This is a genomic window from Streptomyces thermospinosisporus, from assembly GCF_039526425.1.
GTDB lineage: Bacteria > Actinomycetota > Actinomycetes > Streptomycetales > Streptomycetaceae > Streptomyces > Streptomyces thermocarboxydovorans.
Genome location: NZ_BAAAIZ010000074.1, coordinates 1 through 18,801, shown reverse-complemented (window position 1 = coordinate 18,801; position 18,801 = coordinate 1). Strand labels below are relative to the sequence as shown.

General features: G+C 71.7%; 17 protein-coding genes. 8 read left to right on the top strand and 9 right to left on the bottom strand.

Going from position 1 to position 18,801, the window contains the following annotated elements; genetic code table 11:
- Positions 1-129: 129 nt before the first annotated feature.
- Together serB and ABD207_RS23220 are read right to left on the bottom strand one after the other, a co-directional pair.
- Positions 130-1,338 (bottom strand): phosphoserine phosphatase SerB, encoded by a 1,209-nt coding sequence (gene serB / locus ABD207_RS23225; RefSeq protein ID WP_344007560.1) that lies wholly within the window; start codon positions 1,336-1,338, stop codon positions 130-132.
- 155 nt (positions 1,339-1,493) lie between these two features.
- Positions 1,494-3,716, bottom strand: coding sequence for a streptophobe family protein (locus ABD207_RS23220; protein ID WP_344015046.1), 2,223 nt, complete (start codon positions 3,714-3,716; stop codon positions 1,494-1,496).
- Between the two features lie 241 nt (positions 3,717-3,957).
- Between ABD207_RS23220 and ABD207_RS23215 the strand changes: the two genes are divergently transcribed.
- On the top strand, positions 3,958-6,516 hold the full coding sequence (locus ABD207_RS23215) for an ABC transporter ATP-binding protein/permease (RefSeq protein WP_344015045.1): 2,559 nt from the start codon (positions 3,958-3,960) through the stop codon (positions 6,514-6,516).
- 117 nt (positions 6,517-6,633) lie between these two features.
- Here ABD207_RS23215 and ABD207_RS23210 read toward each other — a convergent pair whose 3' ends face one another.
- The 3 genes from ABD207_RS23210 to ABD207_RS23200 form a co-directional block, all read right to left on the bottom strand.
- On the bottom strand, positions 6,634-7,377 hold the full coding sequence (locus ABD207_RS23210; RefSeq protein WP_344015044.1) for a transglycosylase SLT domain-containing protein: 744 nt from the start codon (positions 7,375-7,377) through the stop codon (positions 6,634-6,636).
- A gap of 450 nt (positions 7,378-7,827) precedes the next feature.
- A complete protein-coding gene (locus tag ABD207_RS23205; protein WP_344015043.1) occupies positions 7,828-8,901 on the bottom strand; it encodes an S-adenosylmethionine:tRNA ribosyltransferase-isomerase in 1,074 nt (357 codons plus the stop codon).
- Entirely contained in the window at positions 8,898-9,596 is a 699-nt protein-coding gene (locus ABD207_RS23200) for an SDR family NAD(P)-dependent oxidoreductase (protein WP_344015041.1), read from the bottom strand. Before ABD207_RS23200 ends, ABD207_RS23205 begins: the two co-directional genes overlap by 4 nt.
- 268 nt (positions 9,597-9,864) lie before the next feature.
- Between ABD207_RS23200 and ABD207_RS23195 the strand changes: the two genes are divergently transcribed.
- The 3 genes from ABD207_RS23195 (at position 9,865) to ABD207_RS23185 (ending at position 12,048) form a co-directional block, all read left to right on the top strand.
- Positions 9,865-11,010 carry a GAF domain-containing sensor histidine kinase gene (locus ABD207_RS23195; protein WP_344015040.1) on the top strand — a complete coding sequence of 382 codons (1,146 nt, stop codon included), beginning with the start codon at positions 9,865-9,867 and terminating at the stop codon, positions 11,008-11,010.
- The gene (locus ABD207_RS23190; RefSeq protein ID WP_344015039.1) at positions 11,003-11,644 is read left to right on the top strand and encodes a response regulator; all 642 of its coding nucleotides are present in this window, start codon (positions 11,003-11,005) and stop codon (positions 11,642-11,644) included. The genes ABD207_RS23195 and ABD207_RS23190 overlap by 8 nt, the downstream gene beginning before the upstream one ends.
- A 158-nt stretch (positions 11,645-11,802) precedes the next feature.
- Positions 11,803-12,048 (top strand): chaplin, encoded by a 246-nt coding sequence (locus ABD207_RS23185; RefSeq protein ID WP_344015038.1) that lies wholly within the window; start codon positions 11,803-11,805, stop codon positions 12,046-12,048.
- 107 nt (positions 12,049-12,155) lie between these two features.
- Here ABD207_RS23185 and ABD207_RS23180 read toward each other — a convergent pair whose 3' ends face one another.
- Positions 12,156-12,944: a hypothetical protein gene (locus tag ABD207_RS23180; RefSeq protein WP_344015037.1), complete on the bottom strand. Its 789-nt coding sequence runs from the start codon at positions 12,942-12,944 to the stop codon at positions 12,156-12,158.
- Positions 12,945-13,107: 163 nt separating this feature from the next.
- Between ABD207_RS23180 and ABD207_RS23175 the strand changes: the two genes are divergently transcribed.
- The 3 genes from ABD207_RS23175 (at position 13,108) to ABD207_RS23165 (ending at position 15,506) form a co-directional block, all read left to right on the top strand.
- Positions 13,108-13,899: an ABC transporter ATP-binding protein gene (locus ABD207_RS23175; RefSeq protein ID WP_167991247.1), complete on the top strand. Its 792-nt coding sequence runs from the start codon at positions 13,108-13,110 to the stop codon at positions 13,897-13,899.
- 95 nt (positions 13,900-13,994) lie between these two features.
- Positions 13,995-14,426 carry an NfeD family protein gene (locus ABD207_RS23170; protein ID WP_344015036.1) on the top strand — a complete coding sequence of 144 codons (432 nt, stop codon included), beginning with the start codon at positions 13,995-13,997 and terminating at the stop codon, positions 14,424-14,426.
- Positions 14,427-14,558: 132 nt separating this feature from the next.
- Positions 14,559-15,506, top strand: coding sequence for an SPFH domain-containing protein (locus tag ABD207_RS23165; RefSeq protein ID WP_344015035.1), 948 nt, complete (start codon positions 14,559-14,561; stop codon positions 15,504-15,506).
- Positions 15,507-15,678: 172 nt separating this feature from the next.
- Here ABD207_RS23165 and ABD207_RS23160 read toward each other — a convergent pair whose 3' ends face one another.
- The 3 genes from ABD207_RS23160 to ABD207_RS23150 all read right to left on the bottom strand — a co-directional run bounded on the left by ABD207_RS23160 (position 15,679) and on the right by ABD207_RS23150 (position 17,713).
- Positions 15,679-16,185, bottom strand: a complete 507-nt coding sequence (locus tag ABD207_RS23160; protein ID WP_344015034.1) for an HNH endonuclease — start codon at positions 16,183-16,185, stop codon at positions 15,679-15,681.
- Positions 16,186-16,349: 164 nt separating this feature from the next.
- Positions 16,350-16,889, bottom strand: a complete 540-nt coding sequence (locus ABD207_RS23155; RefSeq protein WP_344015033.1) for a YbhB/YbcL family Raf kinase inhibitor-like protein — start codon at positions 16,887-16,889, stop codon at positions 16,350-16,352.
- A 41-nt stretch (positions 16,890-16,930) separates the two neighbouring features.
- Complete coding sequence (locus tag ABD207_RS23150; RefSeq protein ID WP_344015032.1) at positions 16,931-17,713, bottom strand: sporulation protein; 783 nt, start codon at positions 17,711-17,713, stop codon at positions 16,931-16,933.
- 140 nt (positions 17,714-17,853) lie between these two features.
- On the opposite strand from ABD207_RS23150, the gene ABD207_RS23145 reads away from it, so the two are divergent.
- Positions 17,854-18,504 (top strand): DNA-3-methyladenine glycosylase, encoded by a 651-nt coding sequence (locus ABD207_RS23145; RefSeq protein ID WP_344015031.1) that lies wholly within the window; start codon positions 17,854-17,856, stop codon positions 18,502-18,504.
- The last annotated feature ends 297 nt before the right edge of the window (positions 18,505-18,801 follow it).

Here is an 18,801-nt window from a genome sequence, read left to right as displayed (position 1 = left end):
ACGCGGTGCCGGGCCCCGGCACAACGCGGTGGTGAAGAACGGTATGGCGGTGGCGCGGACAGGCGCGGCTCGGCCCGTCCGTGACGGCGGACGGTGCGCTCAGCCCACTTCGAAGGGCATCAGGGGCGCTCAGCCCACCTCGAGGGTGTCCGCCGCCTCGACCTCCTCACGGGTGATGCCCAGCAGGTAGAGCACCGTGTCCAGGAAGGGGAAGTTCACCGCCGTGTGCGCGGCCTCACGCACCACCGGCTTGGCGTTGAAGGCGACCCCGAGACCGGCCGCGTTGAGCATGTCCAGATCGTTGGCGCCGTCGCCGATCGCCACCGTCTGCGACAGCGGGACCCCCGCCTCGGCCGCGAAGCGGCGCAGCAGCCGCGCCTTGCCCGCACGGTCCACGATCTCGCCGGTGACCCGGCCGGTCAGCTTCCCGTCGACGATCTCCAGGGTGTTGGCCTGGGCGAAGTCCAGCCCGAGCCGCTCCTTCAGATCGTCCGTGACCTGGGTGAAGCCACCGGAGACCACACCGACCTGGTAGCCGAGGCGCTTGAGCGTACGGATCAGGGTGCGGGCGCCCGGCGTCAGCCGCACCTCGCTGCGCACCTTGTCCACCACCGAGGCGTCGAGCCCCTCGAGCAGCGCCACCCGAGCGTGCAGCGACTGCTCGAAGTCCAGCTCCCCGCGCATCGCGGCCGCCGTCACCTCGGCGACCTTGTCCTCGCAGCCGGCGTGCGCCGCGAACAGCTCGATGACCTCGTCCTGGATGAGTGTGGAGTCCACGTCCATCACGACCAGGCGCTGCGCCCGCCGGTACAGCCCCGCGGCGACCACCGCCACGTCCACGCCGAGCTTCGCCGCGTCCGTGACCAGGGCGGTGCGCAGCGGCTCCGTCTCCACGCCCGACACCGCGAACTCCACCGCGGTCACCGGGTACTTGGCCAGCCGGAAGATCCGGTCGATGTTGGCGCCGGTGGCCGTGATCCGCCCGGCGATCGCCGCGGTGGCCTCCGAGGTGAGCGGGTGGCCGAGCACGGTGACCAGGGAGCGGCCGACGCCGCGCGGCAGGTTGTCGCCGATGCCGGAGATGATCTCCGCCTGCATCTTCATCGACTCCGCCCAGCTGTGGACGGTCGCCCGCAGATCCCCTTCCAGCCCCCGCGGCGGCTCGGTCACCAGCGCGCACAGCACGATGCGGCCACGGGTGACGACCTGCTCGATGTCGACCACGTCGACGGAGTAGGCGGCCAGGGTGTCGAAGAGGCCTGCCGTGATGCCCGGCCTGTCCTTGCCGAAGATCTTGACCAGGAGAGTAGGGACGTCAGAGGTCTGCGATGCGCTCATGGTGTTCCCACCGTATCCGGCACCCGGTGCCGACCGCCCCCGCGGTCCGCCTGCCGGACAGTGAACATGCGGTGTCAGGCGGGGGTCCGGCGCCCGGTGCCCCCGCCCCCGGCGGGCACCCCGCTCACCTGTTCCGCCCCCGGCGGGCGCCGCGCTCACCGGCCCCCGTCGGGCTTGCGGGGCCGCGGGGGAGGGGCCGGCGGTGGCGGAGGCGGCGGGGGAGGCCCGTCGTCCGGCCACAGCGGGCCGCGCCGCTTCCCGCCCGGGCGGCGAGGGGGCCGGTTTCCGCGCCGAGGCGGTTCGACCGGCGCGATCATCGTGGGCGCGCCGTACACATCGTCACCGTGCACATCGTCACCGGACACGTCGCCGCCGGGCGCATCCCCACCGGACACATCGCCACGGGTCACATCCTCGCCGTCGTCGCCTGCCGCCGTCTCGTCCGCGCGCCCCTCGCCCTCCACGTCCCTCGGCACCCTCAGATACGGGTTCGTGGCCGGGTTGGGCGGCCGGTACGACGCCCTGGGCGGCGTGTACGGCCCTGACGGCACCCGGTCCTGGGGCTCGCCGCTCGCCTCACCGCCGCGGTCGGCGGCCCCGAACCCCGCACCGCCCGCGTCCAGCTCCGTACGGCCGGGCCCGCGCTGCCACGGGGCGCTCCCTCCGCCGCCCGCTCCGGCCGGCTCCGGGCCGCCGCTTCCCGCAGGCCTGTCCCGGGCCGCGCCGGACGTGTCCAGCTCCGTACGACCAGGCCCGCGTGGCCGGGCCGGGCGCTCGCCCTCGCCCGGCCCGGGCCGTCGCAGTCCGTCCACACCCGCGCCGGCCGACGCCGGGGACCGCGACTCGCCGCCGACCCCACGCCGGTCGCCACCGGACGCCGCGCCGCCCGCGCCCCACTCCGCCCGGCCGGACTCGGACAGCCGGGCCCCGTCCCTGCCCCCGCCCGGAGCGGCCGCCAGGGCGCCGCTTGCCTCACTCCACGACACCGCCCGGCGCCCCGCCGCACCGCACACCCAGGTGAGCCAGGCCCCCGCCGCACCGGCCAGCGTGCCCCACGCGGCGCCCAGGAGCAGGGCCACGCCGGGCCGTCCGCGCAGTTCGATGCCGGCGCCGAACGCGTCGATGCCCAGCACGGAGAGCGAGGCGTTCGCGGACACCTCGGTGAGCCACACCAGCAGGGGCAGGGCCAGTGCCGTGCCGGCCCCCAGCCGCAGCGCGCACCGCACCACGAATGCGCCCATGCCCACCTGTGCGCCCCCCACCGGTGTGCGCGCCCCCGTCAGTACGCCGGCCAGCAGCATCAGCACGGCCGCCGCGACCGCCAGCAGCCACACCCGGCCGTCCAGTCCGGCCAGCCGTGCCAGCGTGACGTGCTGCTCGGAGCCGACGCGGAGCAGGTCGTCCAGCGGGTCCGGCAGGACCCCGAGCAGCGCGCCCGAGGCCCGCCCGTCAAAGGGCACGAACAGGCCCAGCGGCACGCCCAGCCACACCCCGTTGGGCGCGCCCAGCAGCGCCGCGCCGGCGATCCGCCGCGGATGGTCGTCGCCGATCGCCGCGTAGGCGGCGGCCGTGAGCCCGGCCGCGACCGCCACCAGCAGCACCGTCACCAGAGCCGACACCGCCGGACGGACCGCCCGGTGCACCACGTCCCAGCCGGGCGGCAGGGGCGTACGGCGGGACGCCAGCAACGCGACCGCCAGCACCAGCACCGACCAGCCGAGCCCGCCCAGCAGGGTCGGCACCGCGTCCACGGTGAACCCGACTGCCGTCTGAGCCTCCACCAGATCCCCGATCCGGTCCGGCAGCACGCTCTCCAGACCGTCACCCAGGTCACCCAGCCCCGGGATCTCGATGCCGGCCCCGTCGCCGCCGCCCGGCAGTTCGTCCAGGCCCAGCGCGTTCCCGTCGAGGGTGACGACGTCCTGCCCGGCCCACACCAGCCCGCCCGTCATCGCCACGGACAGCCCGGCCATCGCCCCCGCACGCGCCAGGAGTTCGGCCGGTGACACCACGGCGCCCGCCGCCCGCAGCGAGCGCAGGAAGAAGAACCCCAGCAGCAGCGCGCCCACCAGGCTCACCCCGAGTGGCGTGATCTCGACGGCCGTCTCCGCCTCCGCCCCGGACAGCCCGAAGGCCGACACGTCCCCGGACGGGGTGACCGAGCCGCCGACCGCCAGGGCGACCACCGCCGCGGTCATCGTCCCCAGCGATCCCGCCGAGTCCGCCTGGAGCAGGTGCAGTCCGGCCGCCGCGGTCGCCGCCATGCCGATCAGCGCCCAGCTCACTCCGGCCACCGCGGTCATCACCACGTCGCCCCACGGCACCCGCGTGCCGCCCTCCGCTCGCCCGGCGTTCGACGTGCCCGTGACACCACTCATGGCAGACCCCCCGATCCGCAGCGTGGCGAGGCGGCCGCGCATGTCCCCCTCGCGTGGTTTACCACTCTCCGGGCCGGTTTCCACCCCGTCAACGACACGTGGTGGAGGCACTCAGGCAGCCACTTCACAAGGCCCGACTTTCGGTCAGGGGGCCGAGCCTGAAATAGTTCCCCCCGATGTTCGACATCCCTAGACTCCCTGCGATGGGGGAAACTCGGGGGACAACTCAGTGGGGCATGGAGTGCCGGAACTCGTACTGGAATCGAATGGACGGACCTGGACGCTCGATCCGTCCAGGGCCTACACCCTCGGACGTGATCCGCAGGGCGACGTCGTGCTGGACGACGCCAGGGTCTCCTGGCGTCACGCCACGATCAGCTTCAACGGCCGCAGTTGGGTCATCGAGGACCACGGCAGCACCAACGGCACGTTCGTGCAGGGCCAGCGGATCCACCACCTGGAGCTCAGCTCCGACACGGAACTGAACCTGGGCAACGCCACCGACGGACCGCGCGTGAAGCTCGTCGGGATCGGCGCACAGGTGGGCGCGCCGCAGGCACAGCCGCAGCAGCCGTACGCGGCGCAGAGCGCGGGCTGGGCCCAGCAGGCGCCCGCCCAGCAGCAGCCGCCCGCGCAGCAGGCCCCGGTGCAGCAGCCGCCGGCCCAGCACGCCGGCTGGCAGCAGCAGGCTCAGCAGCCGCCGGTGCCGCAGGAGTCGGCGCCGCACATCCCGCAGCAGGGGCCCGGTGGTGGCGCGGGGGCGCCGCCGGTCTACGGCGACCGCAGCCCGACGACGTTCCACCAGTTCTCCCTCGGCCGCGTGATGCGCATCGGCCGTGCTCTGGAGAACGACCTGGTCGTCTCCGACCTCCAGGTCTCGCGGCACCACGCCGAGTTCCACTCGACGCCCGACGGCCGCATGGAGATCCGCGACCTGGGCTCGCACAACGGCACCTACGTCAACGGCCAGCCGATCCCCAAGGGCGGCTCCCAGCTGCTCGGCCCGACCGACATCGTCGGCGTCGGTCACTCGACGTTCCGCATCGTCGGCGACCGGCTCGAGGAGTTCGTCGACACCGGTGAGGTGTCCTTCTCCGCACGGCATCTGACGGTCACCGTGGACGGCGGCAAGCAGATCCTCAAGGACGTCTCCTTCGGCGTCCCCGAGAAGTCGCTGATCGCGGTCATCGGCCCGTCCGGCTCCGGCAAGTCGACGCTGCTCAAGGCGCTCACCGGCTACCGGCCCGCCAACCAGGGCGAGGTGCTGTACGACAACCGCAACCTCTACAAGCAGTTCGCCGAGCTGCGCCAGCGCATCGGTCTGGTCCCGCAGGACGACATCCTGCACAAGGAACTGACCGTCAAGAAGGCCCTCAAGTACGCGGCCAAGCTGCGCTTCCCGGCCGACACCACGGCCGCCGAGCGCGAGGCCCGCATAGACGAGGTGCTGCGCGAGCTGAAGCTGGACATCCACAAGGAGAAGAAGGTCACCTCCCTCTCCGGCGGCCAGCGCAAGCGCGTCTCGGTGGCCCTGGAGCTGCTCACCAAGCCGTCGCTGATCTTCCTGGACGAGCCGACCTCCGGCCTCGACCCGGGCATGGACCGCGATGTGATGCAGCTGCTGCGCGGCCTCGCGGACGACGGCCGCACGGTGCTGGTGGTCACCCACTCGGTGGCCGAGCTGGCCCTGTGCGACAAGCTGCTGGTGATGGCGCCCGGCGGCTCCGTGGCCTACTTCGGCCCGCCCGAGGAGGCGCTGAACTTCTTCGGCTACGACAGCTGGGCCGACGTCTTCTCCGCCTTCGAGAACTACCGCGACTACGACTGGGCGGGCCGCTGGAAGGGCTCGCAGCACTACCAGATGTACGCCGCGGACATCGACGCGGTGGCGCCGCAGTCCGTACAGGTCCCCGCGATGCAGGCGATGAAGCCGCCGAAGCCGCAGGGCTGGATGTCGCAGTTCGGCACGCTGGTGCGCCGCTACATCTCGGTGATCGCCTCCGACAAGGGCTTCCTCGCCCTGATGGTGATCCTGCCCGCCGTGCTCGGCGCGGTCAGCCTGCTCATCGACGCGGACAAGGGCCTGCTGCCCAACCCGCCGAACCCGCAGACCGGCCGGATCATCCCGAACGGCACGGCGACCACGGTGCTGCTCATCCTCGCGGTCGGCGCCTGCTTCGCCGGTGCCGCCAACTCCGTGCGTGAGCTGATCAAGGAACGGGTCATCTACGAACGGGAACGCGCCACCGGCCTGTCCCGCTCGGCGTACCTGATGTCCAAGGTGTTCGTGCTCGGCATGATCACCGTGCTGCAGGGCCTGATGGTCGGTGTGATCGGCTTCACCAGCCGGGAGATCCCGGAGGAGGGCCTGGTCCTGGGCGGCGCCACCCTGATCGAGCTGTCGCTGCCGATCATGGCGCTGGGCTTCACCTCGATGATGTTCGGCCTGATCATCTCGTCGCTGGTGAAGACCGCCGAGAAGACCATGCCGCTGCTGGTGATGTTCGCGATCGTCCAGGTCGTCTTCACCGGCTGCCTGTTCACCCTGCACGGCTCGATCGGCGTCAACCAGTTCTCGTTCCTGATGCCCTCGCGCTGGGCGGTGGCGGCCGCCGGTGCCACGCTGGACTTCAACAAGATCAGTCCGCCGGAGACGCCCGGCGACACCGACCCGCTGTGGGAGCACACGGTCGGGGCCTGGGCGATGGACATGGGCGCGCTCATCGCCATCGGCGTGGTCTGCGGCTTCTTCGTGGCCCGCTTCCTGCGCCGCCACGAGCCCGAGGTCATGCGCAAGTAACGGCGCCCGCGCGGCGAGCGGCCGCGAACGCCCCGAAGGGCGGCACCCGTCAGGAGGGTGCCGCCCTTCGGCGTCTCACAGGACTCGTCGAGCGTGCAGAAGAGGTCCGCGCCGACCTCAGTACGCGCTGTCGACGTTGTCCATCGAGCCGTAGCGGTCCGCGGCGTAGTTGCAGGCGGCGGTGATGTTGGCGACCGGGTCGTAGATGTTCCAGGACGTGCCCGGCACGTGGTACGCCTTGAACGTCGGCGGGATCACCTGCAGCAGGCCCTTGGACGGGATGCCGTTCTTGGCGTTGATGTCCCAGAGGTTGATCGCCTTCGGGTTGCCGGAGGACTCACGCATGATGTTGCGCTTGATGCCCTCGTAGGAGCCCGGGATGCCGTGCTTCTTCATGATCGCGAGGGACTCGCGGATCCAGCCGTCCAGGTTGTTCGGGTAGGACTTCGGGGCGTCCTTCTTCACCTCGGCGCGCTTGGCGGCGCGGCTCGCGGCCTCCTTGGCCTCGCGGGCCTTGGCGGCCTTCTCGGCGGCGGCCTTCTTCGCGGCGGCCTTCTTCGCGGCGGCCTCGGCCTTGGCCTTCGCCTCGGCCTGCTTCTTCGCCGCGATCTGCTCGGCCTTCACGGTGGCGCCGGCCATCTGGTCGGTGACGGTGCCCTTGACGTCCTTGATCTGCTCGGTGCTGTACGCCACCTTCGCGGTGGGCACGGCGGCCTCGCTCGTGATGTTCGTCGACGCCGTGCTCGGCACCGCCGAGAAACCGATGGCGGCGGCGCCGAGGGCGGCGACACCGGCAGCGGCGATCTTGTGGTGACGGGTCAGGGCACGACTATGGCCACGGGTGAGGATGTGCTTGGACATAAGAAATGGACCTCTTCGAATAGCGCGGAGATCGCTCGGCGTCCGGTGGGGACAGTGGCGCTTCCGGCACAGGAACGCCGTGGGCGTGAACCCACGGCGCTGAGCGACGGCAGCCATTCTTAGCGGCCGCAAAATCGGCAGGCAAAGGTGTGACGTACGAAGCCGGGTAGTGGAACGGGGAGGGACGAAACAGGGCAGACAGGGCAGTACGGGCCGCTCACATGGGCGACATACCTCTCCTACTCCCCTTCGTACGTGATGTACGCCCTATGTGCGGCCTCACATCGGTCACCCCTCCTTCTCGCTGACAGTTGCGCCAGCAATGCACTGTGTGAGGAGCTGTGCGGGGCCTGTGCGACGGCCGTGCGGGGGCTGTACGAGAGCCGTGCGCCGGCTGTACGAGAGCCGTGCGCGGGCTGTACGAGGAGGCTGTACGAGGGCTGGTTCAGGTCACGGCAGCAGCAGGTGCAGGTCCCCGAACTCGTGCCACAGATAGCGGCCGTCCACCGCCGCCTCGTACCCGCGGTCCAGCGCCTCCCGCCCGGCGACCGCCTCCAGCATCAGCAGATGCGAGGCCGCCGGCTCGTGCAGGCCGGTCAGCAGCCCGTCCACCACCCGCACACCCCGCTGAGGGGTCACCACCAGATCCGTCCACCCCGCACGGGCCCGCACCACCCCGTCGGGACCCGCCGCCGACTCGACCGCCCGCACCGCCGTCGTCCCGACCGCGATCACCCGGCCCCCGCCGCGACCGGAGCCCCGCAGTCCCGTCCGGTGCGCCCGCACGGCGTTGACCAGCCGCGCCGACGCCTCCGGCACCTCGAAGCGCTCCGGATACGGCGGCTCGTGGGCCTCCGCCGAGGCCACCCCTGTGTGCAGGATCACCGGCGCGAACAGCACCCCCCGGCTCACCAGCTCCGCCACCAGCCGTCCGGTGAACGGACGCCCCGCGCTCGGCATCTCCGCACTGCCCGCCCCGTCCGGCGACGGCACCGCGAACACCGTCTGGTACGCCGACAGCGGCTGCTCCCGCTCCGTGTACGCGTACCGGATGGGCCGCCCGTGCCGCCGCAGCACCTCCAGGACCTCCGCACCCGTCACCGCGGCCCACCACAGCCGCTCACCGCGCGCGTCCAGCGGCTCCTGCAGCACCAGCCGCGCACCGCCGGGCAGCCGCACCTCTGCTCCCGCACGCACGCCCGCACGCGCGCGGGTGGTGCCGCGCCCGTCCGGCTCGCGCAGCTCGACCGCCCACCGGCCGTCGTCGCCCCGGGTGGAGAAGTGCACCACCACCGCGGCCCGCCCCAGCCGGCCGTCCACGGCCGCCGGCAGCGTGGGGGAGGTGTTCACCACCAGCAGATCACCGGCCCGCAGCAGCCGCGGCAGCTCCCGGAAGGCGTGATGCGACACCACCGTGCCACGGGAGACCAGCAGCCGCACCGCGTCCCGGTCCAGGCCCGGCCCCCGCAGCTCCACCGGCAGCCGGGCCGGCGCCCCCTCCGGCACCTTCACCGCCGCGGTCACACCCGCTCCTTCAGCAGCGCCGGGGCCGCGTAGCGCCCGCTCGCCGGACGCTCGTCCAGCAGCCGCAGGAAGGCCGGCGCCACGGTGGCCGGATCCGGCCGCGGACCGTCGTCGTCCGGCACCGCCGCCGCATACAGGTCCGTGGCCATGTCGCCGGGATCCACCGCCCACACCCGCAGCCCGGGCTCCTCCACCGCCAGCACCGCGGCCAGCTGGTCCAGGGCCGCCTTGGACGCCCCGTAGCCGCCCCAGGTGGGATACGCCTCGCACCCGGCGTCGGAGCTCACCGTGATCACCGTGCCCGCCCGGGCGGCCCGCAGCAGCGGCAGCGCCTCCTGCACCAGCCCCAGCGCCGCCACCAGATTCACCTCCAGCGCCCGCCGCAGCCCGTCCAGCTCCAGCTCCTCCAGCCGCACCAGCGGCTCGGCGCCCAGCGCGCTGGCGTTGTGCACCAGCAGATCGACCCCGCCGTACTCCCGGGCCGCCGCCACCAGCTCGGTGCGGTGCCCGGCGTCCGTGACGTCCCCGGGCAGCGCCGTCACTCGCGCGCCCTGCGACGCCAGCAGCCCGGACGCCTCCGCCAGCGGCACCGGATCCCGCGCGTCCAGCACCAGGTCCCAGCCCCGCCCCGCCAGCGCCTCGGCGAGTGCGAAACCCAGCCCCTTCGAAGCACCCGTGATGATCGCAACCGGCATGACCTGCCCCCTTGTCGAGAAAACGCGTCGCGAAACACGTCGAGGAAACGCTCGTCGTCGAAACGCCGACCGCTCGCTGCCACCGGACCGGCGTGCCCTCAACCTAGGAGCGGCCCCCTGACACCGGCCTCGGGCCAGGGACGTGATCACCCGGGTCCCTTCGGCCTACGCCCACCGGCCCTGGGACCACAGCCCTAGGACTTCCGTCGCAGTTCAGCGCCCCCGCCCGTCCGATCCGCCCGCCCGCGGCCGCCGGTACGGTGAGCACATGAGCCACGGCCCCCGGACCGGCCTCGCCGCGGTGAGCTCCGCGCTGCTGGCCATGAGCAGGCATCTCGAGGTGCGCGACGTCCTCAAGACGATCGTCGCCTCGGCCCGCGAGCTGCTCGACGCCCAGTACGCCGCCCTCGGCGTCCCCGACGACCACGGCGGCTTCGCCCAGTTCGTGGTCGACGGCGTCAGCGACGAGCAGTGGAAGGCCATCGGCCCGCTGCCGCGCCAGCACGGCATCCTCGCCTCGATGCTCCACGAGGCCCGGTCCGAGCGCCTCGCCGACGTCCGCAAGGACCCCCGCTTCGAGGGCTGGCCGAGCGCCCACCCCGACCTCGTCGACTTCCTGGGCCTGCCCGTCCGCGACGGTGACGAGGTCATCGGCGCGCTCTTCCTCGCCAACAAGAACTGCCCCAAGCCGGAAGGCACCTGCGGCTTCACCGAGGACGACGAGAAACTGCTCGGCATCCTCGCCCAGCACGCCGCGATCGCCCTCACCAACGCCCGCCTCTACGAACGCAGCCGCGAACTGACCATCGCCGAGGAACGCTCCCGCCTGGCCCACGAACTCCACGACGCGGTCAGCCAGAAGCTCTTCTCCCTGCGCCTGACCGCCCAGGCCGCCGCCCGCCTGGTGGACCGTGACCCGGCCCGCGCCAAGGGCGAACTCCAGCAGGTCGCCGCCCTCGCCGCCGAGGCCGCCGACGAACTGCGCGCCGCGGTGGTCGAACTGCGCCCCGCCGCCCTCGACGAGGACGGACTGGTCGCCACCCTGCGTACCCAGGTCCAGGTCCTCGACCGGGCGCACAGTGCGCGGGTGACTTTCGAGAGCCACGGCGTGCGCGCCCTGCCCGCGGCCCAGGAGGAGGCGATGCTCCGCGTCGCCCAGGAGGCCCTGCACAACGCGCTGCGCCACTCGGGCGCGGAACACGTCGAGGTCACCCTGGACCGCCGCGGCGGCGGAGCCGTCCTGCGGGTCACCGACGACGGCCGCGGCTTCGAGCCGCGGACCATCCGCCGCGCCGGACGCCATCTGGGCCTGGTCTCCATGCGGGACCGGGCGAGCGGCGTCGGCGGCACCCTCACCGTGGAGTCGGCGCCCGGCAAGGGCACCGTGATCGAGATGGAGGTCCCCGGTGGCTGACCCGATCAAAGTGCTGCTGGTCGACGACCACCAGGTGGTGCGGCGGGGGCTGCGCACCTTCCTCGAGGTGCAGGACGACATCGAGGTCGTCGGCGAGGCCGCGGACGGCGCCGAGGGCGTCGACCTCGCCGAGCGCCTGCGGCCCGACGTCATCCTCATGGACGTGAAGATGCCGGGCATGGACGGCGTGGAGGCGCTGCGGCGGCTGCGCGAACTCGGCCACCCCGCCCGGGTGCTGATCGTCACCAGCTTCACCGAGCAGCGCACCGTCGTGCCCGCCCTGCGCGCGGGCGCAGCCGGTTACGTCTACAAGGACGTCGACCCCGACGCCCTGGCCGGCGCCATCCGCTCCGTGCACGCGGGCCATGTGCTGCTCCAGCCCGAGGTCGCCGGTGCCCTGCTCGCCCAGGAGGAGAACACCCCCGGGCAGGGCCGCGGAGGCTCGCTCACCGAACGGGAGCGCGAGGTGCTGGGCCTCATCGCGGACGGCCGCTCCAACCGGGAGATCGCCCGGGCCCTGGTGCTCTCCGAGAAGACCGTGAAGACCCATGTGTCGAACATCCTGATGAAGCTCGACCTGGCGGACCGCACCCAGGCCGCCCTGTGGGCCGTGCGCCACGGCCTGACCGGCTGACCCCGGACGCCCGCGCCCGGCCGGAAGGTTCCCGTCCGGTCAGAGATTCATACCGTCGTGGGAATGTCCCCCGAACGGCGCACCCTTCGCGTGCCCCGAGCCGTTCCCAGTGCAGACCGCGGCGCCTTGCCGCGGTCATCGCAAGGAGGGCTTGGAAAGTGAAGAACCTGAAGAGGGCAGCGGCCGTGACGTTGGTGGCCGGTGGCCTGCTCGCCGCCGGTACGGGCATGGCCTCGGCGACCGACGGCGCCCACGCCGACGGCAAGGCCGTGGGCTCCCCGGGCGTCGTCTCGGGCAACGTCGTCCAGGTCCCGGTCGACGTACCGGTCAACGTCTCCGGCAACAGCGTCAACGTCATCGGCCTGCTCAACCCGGCCTTCGGCAACGTGGCCGTCAACGACTGACGCACCGCACCGGACCACTCGCCCGGCCGCCCGGCCCCACACCGGGAGGCCGGGCGGTCACGTTCCCGGCCTCCCCACCGGGAAGCGCGCTCCTCCTCGAGGAGCCCTCACCGCTTCCCCCGCTCCCGCTCCTCCACCATGGAGTTGTAGGCCGCGACCTGCGCCCGCCGCGCCGTCCGCTCCACCGGCCGCAGCGCGGCATTCCGCGCCGCCATCTGGGAGGCGCTCACCGCGCCCCCGTGCCCGTTCGCCCCCGCCAGTGAGATCAGCGCCCCCACCCGCTGCGCCAGCTGCAGCACCCGCGCCGCCCGCGGCGGATACCCCGGCGCCAGCACCTCGCGCCCCTGCTCCGCCCGCGCCCGGTAGGCGTCGATCGCCGCCTCGGCCACCGGCCCCGACGCCGCCACGTCCAGCCGTGTCAGCACCTCCGTCGCCTCCCGCAGCGCCTCCGCCAGCTCACGCTCCGCTTCACCCAGCGACGGCACATCGGCCGGCGGCGCGTCCCGCACCGGCAGGCAGTGCCACACCACCTCGGCGTGCACATCGCCCTCCGGCCCGGCCTCGGACACCTCCGGCACCAGACCGAACGCCGCCCCGTGGCAGACCACCGCCTCCCCGGCCTGAAGCGCCCGCGCGTTGAACTCCGGCGGCCCGCTCAGCCCCAGCGGATGCCCCGGCGCGGGCAGCGCCACCCGCAGCCCGGTCACCCCCAGCGCCCGCAGCCGGCCCAGCGCAAGGGTGAGCCCCACCGGGGCCTGCTCACCCGGCAGCCCCTCGACCCGGTGCACCGCGTCCTCGCCCACGATGGCGATCACGGCGTCGTCCGGTGAGACAAGTCCGGCAAGAAGGGCATTTCCCCAAGCGGCCAGGCGTCCAGAGCGCGGTTCCCAGAGCATGCACCCCACCCTAGACAGCGCCAACGACCGGACCGAGGGAATGCCCGGGCCGACCGGTGGCGTAGATTTCATGGAGGGCTGCGCCCACCGGCGCGGCGGACCGAGCCCACAGGCGAACGCGACAGCCGAGACCGGCCACACTGCAAGGGGAGACAACGCGCTCATGAGCGATGTTCTGGAGCTTCAGGACGTATCCGTGGTCCGGGAGGGCCGGGCTCTGGTGGACCAGGTCTCCTGGTCGGTCAAGGAGGGCGAGCGCTGGGTCATCCTCGGCCCCAACGGAGCCGGCAAGACCACCCTGCTCAACATCGCGTCCAGCTACCTCTTCCCCAGCAAGGGCACCGCCACCATCCTCGGCGAGACCCTCGGCAAGGTCGACGTCTTCGAGCTGCGCCCCCGCATCGGCATGGCCGGCATCGCCATGGCCGAGAAGCTCCCCAAGAGCCAGACCGTCCTGCAGACCGTGCTCACCGCCGCCTACGGCATGACCGCCGGCTGGCAGGAGGACTACGAGGACATCGACGAGCAGCGCGCCCGCGCCTTCCTCGACCGCCTCGGTATGAGCGCCTACCTCGACCGCAAGTTCGGCACCCTCTCCGAGGGCGAGCGCAAGCGCACCCTCATCGCCCGCGCCCTGATGACCGACCCCGAGCTGCTGCTCCTCGACGAGCCCGCCGCCGGCCTCGACCTCGGCGGCCGCGAGGACCTGGTGCGCCGCCTCGGCCGCCTGGCCCGGGACCCGATCGCCCCCTCCATGATCATGGTCACCCACCATGTCGAGGAGATCGCCCCCGGCTTCACCCACGTCCTGATGATCCGCCAGGGCAAGGTTCTCGCCGCCGGCCCGCTGGAGCTGGAACTCACCTCCCGCAACCTCTCCCTCTGCTTCGGCCTCCCGCTCGTCGTCGAACAGGTCGGCGACCGCTGGACCGCCCAGGGCCTGCCGATGGGCTGAACCACCCGACGATCTCTCAATTCCCGGCGGCCCAAGGCCGTTCAAACTGATCGGCGCCCTGTCCGCGACCGGGTGCGCGGACCTACCATGCCCTTGTGGACATCGACGCATGGCTGTGGTGGCTGATCGGCGCGGCAGCGCTCGGCATCGCTCTGGTGATCACCGCGATGCCCGAACTGGGCATGCTCGCGGTGGGTGCCGTCGCCGCGGCGGTGACCTCCGGCTTCTTCGGCGGTGGTGCCGTCGCCCAGGTCGTGGTCTTCGCCGTCGTCTCGACCGCCCTCATCGCCGTCGTACGGCCCATCGCCAGCAGACACCGGGCCCAGCGACCCCAACTCGCCACCGGAATCGACGCCCTGAAGGGCAAACAGGCCGTCGTCCTGGAACGCGTCGATGCCTCCGGCGGCCGGATCAAGCTCGCCGGCGAGGTCTGGTCCGCCCGCGCCCTCGACGCCGCCCGCACCTACGAAGTAGGCCAGGAAGTCGACGTCGTGGACATCGAGGGAGCCACAGCGATCGTCATGTGACCTCGCACGACGCAACTGGACCGAACTGCCCCCGAGTCGTACGACGGTCTGTCAGACTCGACCAGCAAGATCTTCACGACCCCTAAGATCTGTCGAAGGCGCCGAGGCGAAGAAGGGTACGGGGAACCGACGATGGAACCGATCATCATCGTCCTGATCATCCTGGTGGTGTTGGTCTTCATCGCCCTGATCAAGACGATCCAAGTCATTCCGCAGGCCAGCGCGGCCATCGTCGAGCGCTTCGGCCGCTACACACGGACACTCAACGCGGGCCTCAACATCGTCGTCCCGTTCATCGACACCATCCGCAACCGGATCGACCTGCGCGAGCAGGTCGTCCCGTTCCCGCCCCAGCCGGTGATCACCCAGGACAACCTGGTCGTCAACATCGACACCGTCATCTACTACCAGGTCACCGACGCCCGCGCCGCCACCTACGAGGTCGCCAGCTACATCCAGGCCATCGAGCAGCTCACGGTCACCACGCTCCGCAACATCATCGGCGGCATGGACCTGGAGCGCACCCTCACCTCCCGCGAGGAGATCAACGCGGCCCTGCGCGGCGTCCTCGACGAGGCCACCGGCAAGTGGGGCATCCGCGTCAACCGCGTCGAGCTCAAGGCGATCGAACCGCCCACCTCCATCCAGGACTCCATGGAGAAGCAGATGCGCGCCGACCGTGACAAGCGCGCCGCGATCCTCCAGGCCGAGGGTGTCCGCCAGTCCGAGATCCTGCGCGCCGAGGGCGAGAAGCAGTCCCAGATCCTGCGCGCCGAGGGTGAGGCCAAGGCGGCCGCGCTGCGCGCCGAGGGCGAGGCCCAGGCCATCCGCACCGTCTTCGAGTCCATCCACGCCGGCGACCCCGACCAGAAGCTCCTCAGCTACCAGTACCTCCAGATGCTCCCCAAGATCGCCGAGGGCGACGCCAACAAGCTCTGGATCGTCCCCAGCGAGATCGGCGACGCCCTCAAGGGCCTCTCCGGCGCCATCGGCAACTTCGGCCCGTCCAACGGCAACTCCGGCTCCGCGACCCCCAGCGTCCCCCCGCAGGAGCGCCGCGAGAAGCCCACCATCGACTGAGCACCCCCTGACGCGAACGACGTTCCCCGCACCCCCCGCAGGAGCGCCGCGAGAAGCCCACCATCGACTGAGCACCCCCTGACGCGAACGACGTTCCCCGCACCCCCCACAGGGGCGCGGGGAACCGCGCGTCAGGGCAGCTGCGCCCGCGTACTGGAGGAAAGGCCGGTCCCTACGCGGCCTCCCGCACCAGCCAGTCCGGCAGCGCCGCGAGCTCCTCGGCCCCCAGCGCCAGCAGCATCGCATCGGCGGGCGTGGGCTCGAACGGCTGCCGCAGCAGCGGCATCCCCGCCTGCTCCGGCGTCCGGTTCGCCTTGCGGTGATTGTCCTCCGCACAGGAGGCCACCGTGTTCAGCCAGGTGTCCTGGCCACCCTGCGACCGGGGCACCACATGGTCCACCGTGGTGGCCCGCCGGCCGCAGTACGCGCACCGGTGCCGGTCCCGGACCAGGACACCCCGCCGCGACCACGGCGCTTGTCTTCGGAACGGCACCCGTACGTATCTGCACAGCCTGATCACCCGGGGCGCCGGTATGTCCACCTCGGCTCCGCGCATGCGCAGTTCGGGGTGGGCCTGCTCGACGACCGCCTTGTCCTGCAGCACCAGAACGACGGCTCGGTTCAACGTCACCGTCGACAGCGGCTCGAAGCTCGCATTCAGCACCAGCGTGTCACGCATCCAGCCCACCTCCCATGTGCATCGGCCCACCCCCTGGCGGGCTGGGATCAACTCTGGCCGGGCGCGCCGGGATGGACAACGCAATAAAAATGCCCGCCCCTGGTCAATTCCATGACCAGGAGCGGGCAAACGTTCCATGAACGCCCGGCTTCACCGACAGCGGCTCAGCCCTCGGCGGGCACCTCGTACTCAGCGATCAGATGAGCCCGCGCCAGCGTGTGGAACCGCAGGTTGAAGCCCACCGCGGCAGGCGTCGCGTCCGAGTCCAGGCCGAGCTTCTCCTTGTCCACGGCGTACACCGTGAACACATACCGGTGCGGTCCGTCCCCGGGCGGCGGAGCGGCACCGCCGAAGTCCTTGGTGCCGTAGTCGTTGCGCGCGTGCACCGCGCCCTCGGGCAGTCCCTCGAACGGGGGGTTGCCCGCACCCGCCGGCAGCTCCGTCACCGAGGCCGGGATGTCGAACAGCACCCAGTGCCAGAACCCGCTGCCCGTCGGGGCGTCCGGGTCGAAGCAGGTCACCGCGAAGCTCTTGGTCTCGGGCGGGAACCCCTCCCACCGCAGGTGCGGCGAGGTGTTGCCGGCCGCGTGGACCTGAGCGTCCTTGAGCGTGCCACCGTGCTCGACGTCCTCGCTCTCCACCGTGAACGACGGCACGGGCGGATGGAAGTCGTGGGGGAGTGGCCGCCGCTTGAGCTCGGTCACCTCGGTACCTCCTGATCGGATTCGTCGGTCCGTATCCGAGCCTAGAACCAGTTGCGCTTGCTGCCGACTTCCGACAGCCACTGGTTCAGGTACGCCGCCCAGTCGGTGCCCTGGTAGTCGTTCAGCCCCACCTGGAACGAGCGGTAGGTGTCGCTGCCCTCGCTGAACAGACCCGGCTTCTTGTCCATCTCCAGCACCACGTCCATGGCCTGCGAGTCGGCCACGAAGCTCAGCTCCACCTGGTTCAGCCCGCGGTACTGCTGCGGCGGGAAGAACTCGATCTCCTGGTAGAACGGCAGCTTCTGCCGCGTACCCCGGATGTGGCCGCGCTCCATGTCCGCGTTCTTGAAACGGAAGCCCAGCTGGATGAAGGCGTCCAGGATCGCCTTCTGCGCCGGCAGCGGGTGCACATTGATCGGGTCCAGGTCACCGGAGTCCACGGCACGCGCGATCGCCAGCTCGGTCACGACCCCGATGTTCATCCCGCGCAGCGCCTGGCCGTCGATCATCGTGATCGGCGTCTCCCACGGGATCTCCAGCCCGAACGGCACCGCGTGCACGGCGCCCGCCTTCAGCTCGAAGGCGCCGCCCAGCCGCGACTTGGTGAACTCGATGTCCTGCTTGTACTCCTGGTCGCCGCTCTCCACCTCGACCTTGGCCTGGAGCCCGACCGACAGTCCCTCGATCTGCTGGTCGACGTTGCCGCCCTGGATCCGCACCTCGCCCTGGACGACACCGCCCGGCACCACGTTGACCTCGTTCAGCACCGTCTCGACCGAGGCTCCGCCGGCACCCAGGCTCGCGAGCAGCTTCTTGAACGCCATGTCTCTCCCTTTGTCGCCCTGTGGCTTCGATCCCTAACAACGCGATCCAGCCCCGGCCGGTTCCGCGCACCCACTCCCTGGCAAGCACCGCACCCGCTCAGCACCCCGCGGCGGGAGGCGACTCCAGTACCCTCGAACCGATGATCGCGACCCCCGACCGTACGCCCCTGCCCAGGACCTTCTTCGACCGGCCCGTCCTCGAGGTCGCCCCCGATCTCCTGGGCCGTGTCCTGGTCCGCACCACCCCGGACGGTCCGATCGCCCTCCGCCTGACCGAGGTGGAGGCGTACGACGGTCCGAACGACCCCGGCTCCCACGCCTATCGCGGACGCACAGCCCGCAACAGCGTGATGTTCGGTCCGCCCGGTCATGTGTACGTCTACTTCACCTACGGCATGTGGTTCTGCATGAACCTGGTCTGCGGACCGGAGGGACGGGCCAGCGCTGTGCTGCTGCGCGCCGGCGAGATCATCGAGGGAGCCGAGCTCGCCCGGACCCGTCGCCTCTCGGCCCGCAGTGACAAGGAATTGGCCAAAGGCCCGGCCCGCCTCGCCACCGCCCTGGGCGTCGACCGCTCCCTGAACGGCACCGACGCATGCGCCCCCGGCGACACCCCGCTGCGGATGCTGTCGGGCACCCCTGTCCCCTCCGACCAGGTACGGAACGGCCCGCGCACCGGTGTCGCCGGCGAGGGCGGCGACGGCGACATCCACCCGTGGCGGTACTGGATCGCCAACGACCCCACGGTGAGCCCCTATCGGGCGCATGTCCCCAGGCGCCGCCGAAGTTGACGCGCCTTGGCGAGCCGCGTAATGTAGCCCGAGCCGCTGAACCGGGTACGGCGATCGCCTGCAGCCGGAGCGGCCAACCCACTACCTACGACTTCCCCTCAGCGGGGACGAATTCGGCATGCCCGCATGCCCGAATTCAGAACCGCATGCCCGATTATGAATCGGGCAGGGAGATCGGCTAACGTAGTGAATGCCGAAAGGCCCCGCCGACCGGGAATCAGGCCCGAAAGGATCTGATAGAGTCGGAAACACCGAAGGGAAGCGCCCGGAGGAAAGCCCGAGAGGGTGAGTACGAAG

Coding starts and splice junctions, on each gene's coding strand:
- serB (WP_344007560.1), bottom strand. CDS start 1,338: ATGAGCGCATCGCAGACCTCTGACGTCCCTACTCTCCTGGTCAAGATC.
- ABD207_RS23220 (WP_344015046.1), bottom strand. CDS start 3,716: ATGAGTGGTGTCACGGGCACGTCGAACGCCGGGCGAGCGGAGGGCGGC.
- ABD207_RS23210 (WP_344015044.1), bottom strand. CDS start 7,377: ATGTCCAAGCACATCCTCACCCGTGGCCATAGTCGTGCCCTGACCCGT.
- ABD207_RS23200 (WP_344015041.1), bottom strand. CDS start 9,596: ATGCCGGTTGCGATCATCACGGGTGCTTCGAAGGGGCTGGGTTTCGCA.
- ABD207_RS23195 (WP_344015040.1), top strand. CDS start 9,865: ATGAGCCACGGCCCCCGGACCGGCCTCGCCGCGGTGAGCTCCGCGCTG.
- ABD207_RS23180 (WP_344015037.1), bottom strand. CDS start 12,944: ATGCTCTGGGAACCGCGCTCTGGACGCCTGGCCGCTTGGGGAAATGCC.
- ABD207_RS23175 (WP_167991247.1), top strand. CDS start 13,108: ATGAGCGATGTTCTGGAGCTTCAGGACGTATCCGTGGTCCGGGAGGGC.
- ABD207_RS23165 (WP_344015035.1), top strand. CDS start 14,559: ATGGAACCGATCATCATCGTCCTGATCATCCTGGTGGTGTTGGTCTTC.
- ABD207_RS23160 (WP_344015034.1), bottom strand. CDS start 16,185: ATGCGTGACACGCTGGTGCTGAATGCGAGCTTCGAGCCGCTGTCGACG.
- ABD207_RS23150 (WP_344015032.1), bottom strand. CDS start 17,713: ATGGCGTTCAAGAAGCTGCTCGCGAGCCTGGGTGCCGGCGGAGCCTCG.
- ABD207_RS23145 (WP_344015031.1), top strand. CDS start 17,854: ATGATCGCGACCCCCGACCGTACGCCCCTGCCCAGGACCTTCTTCGAC.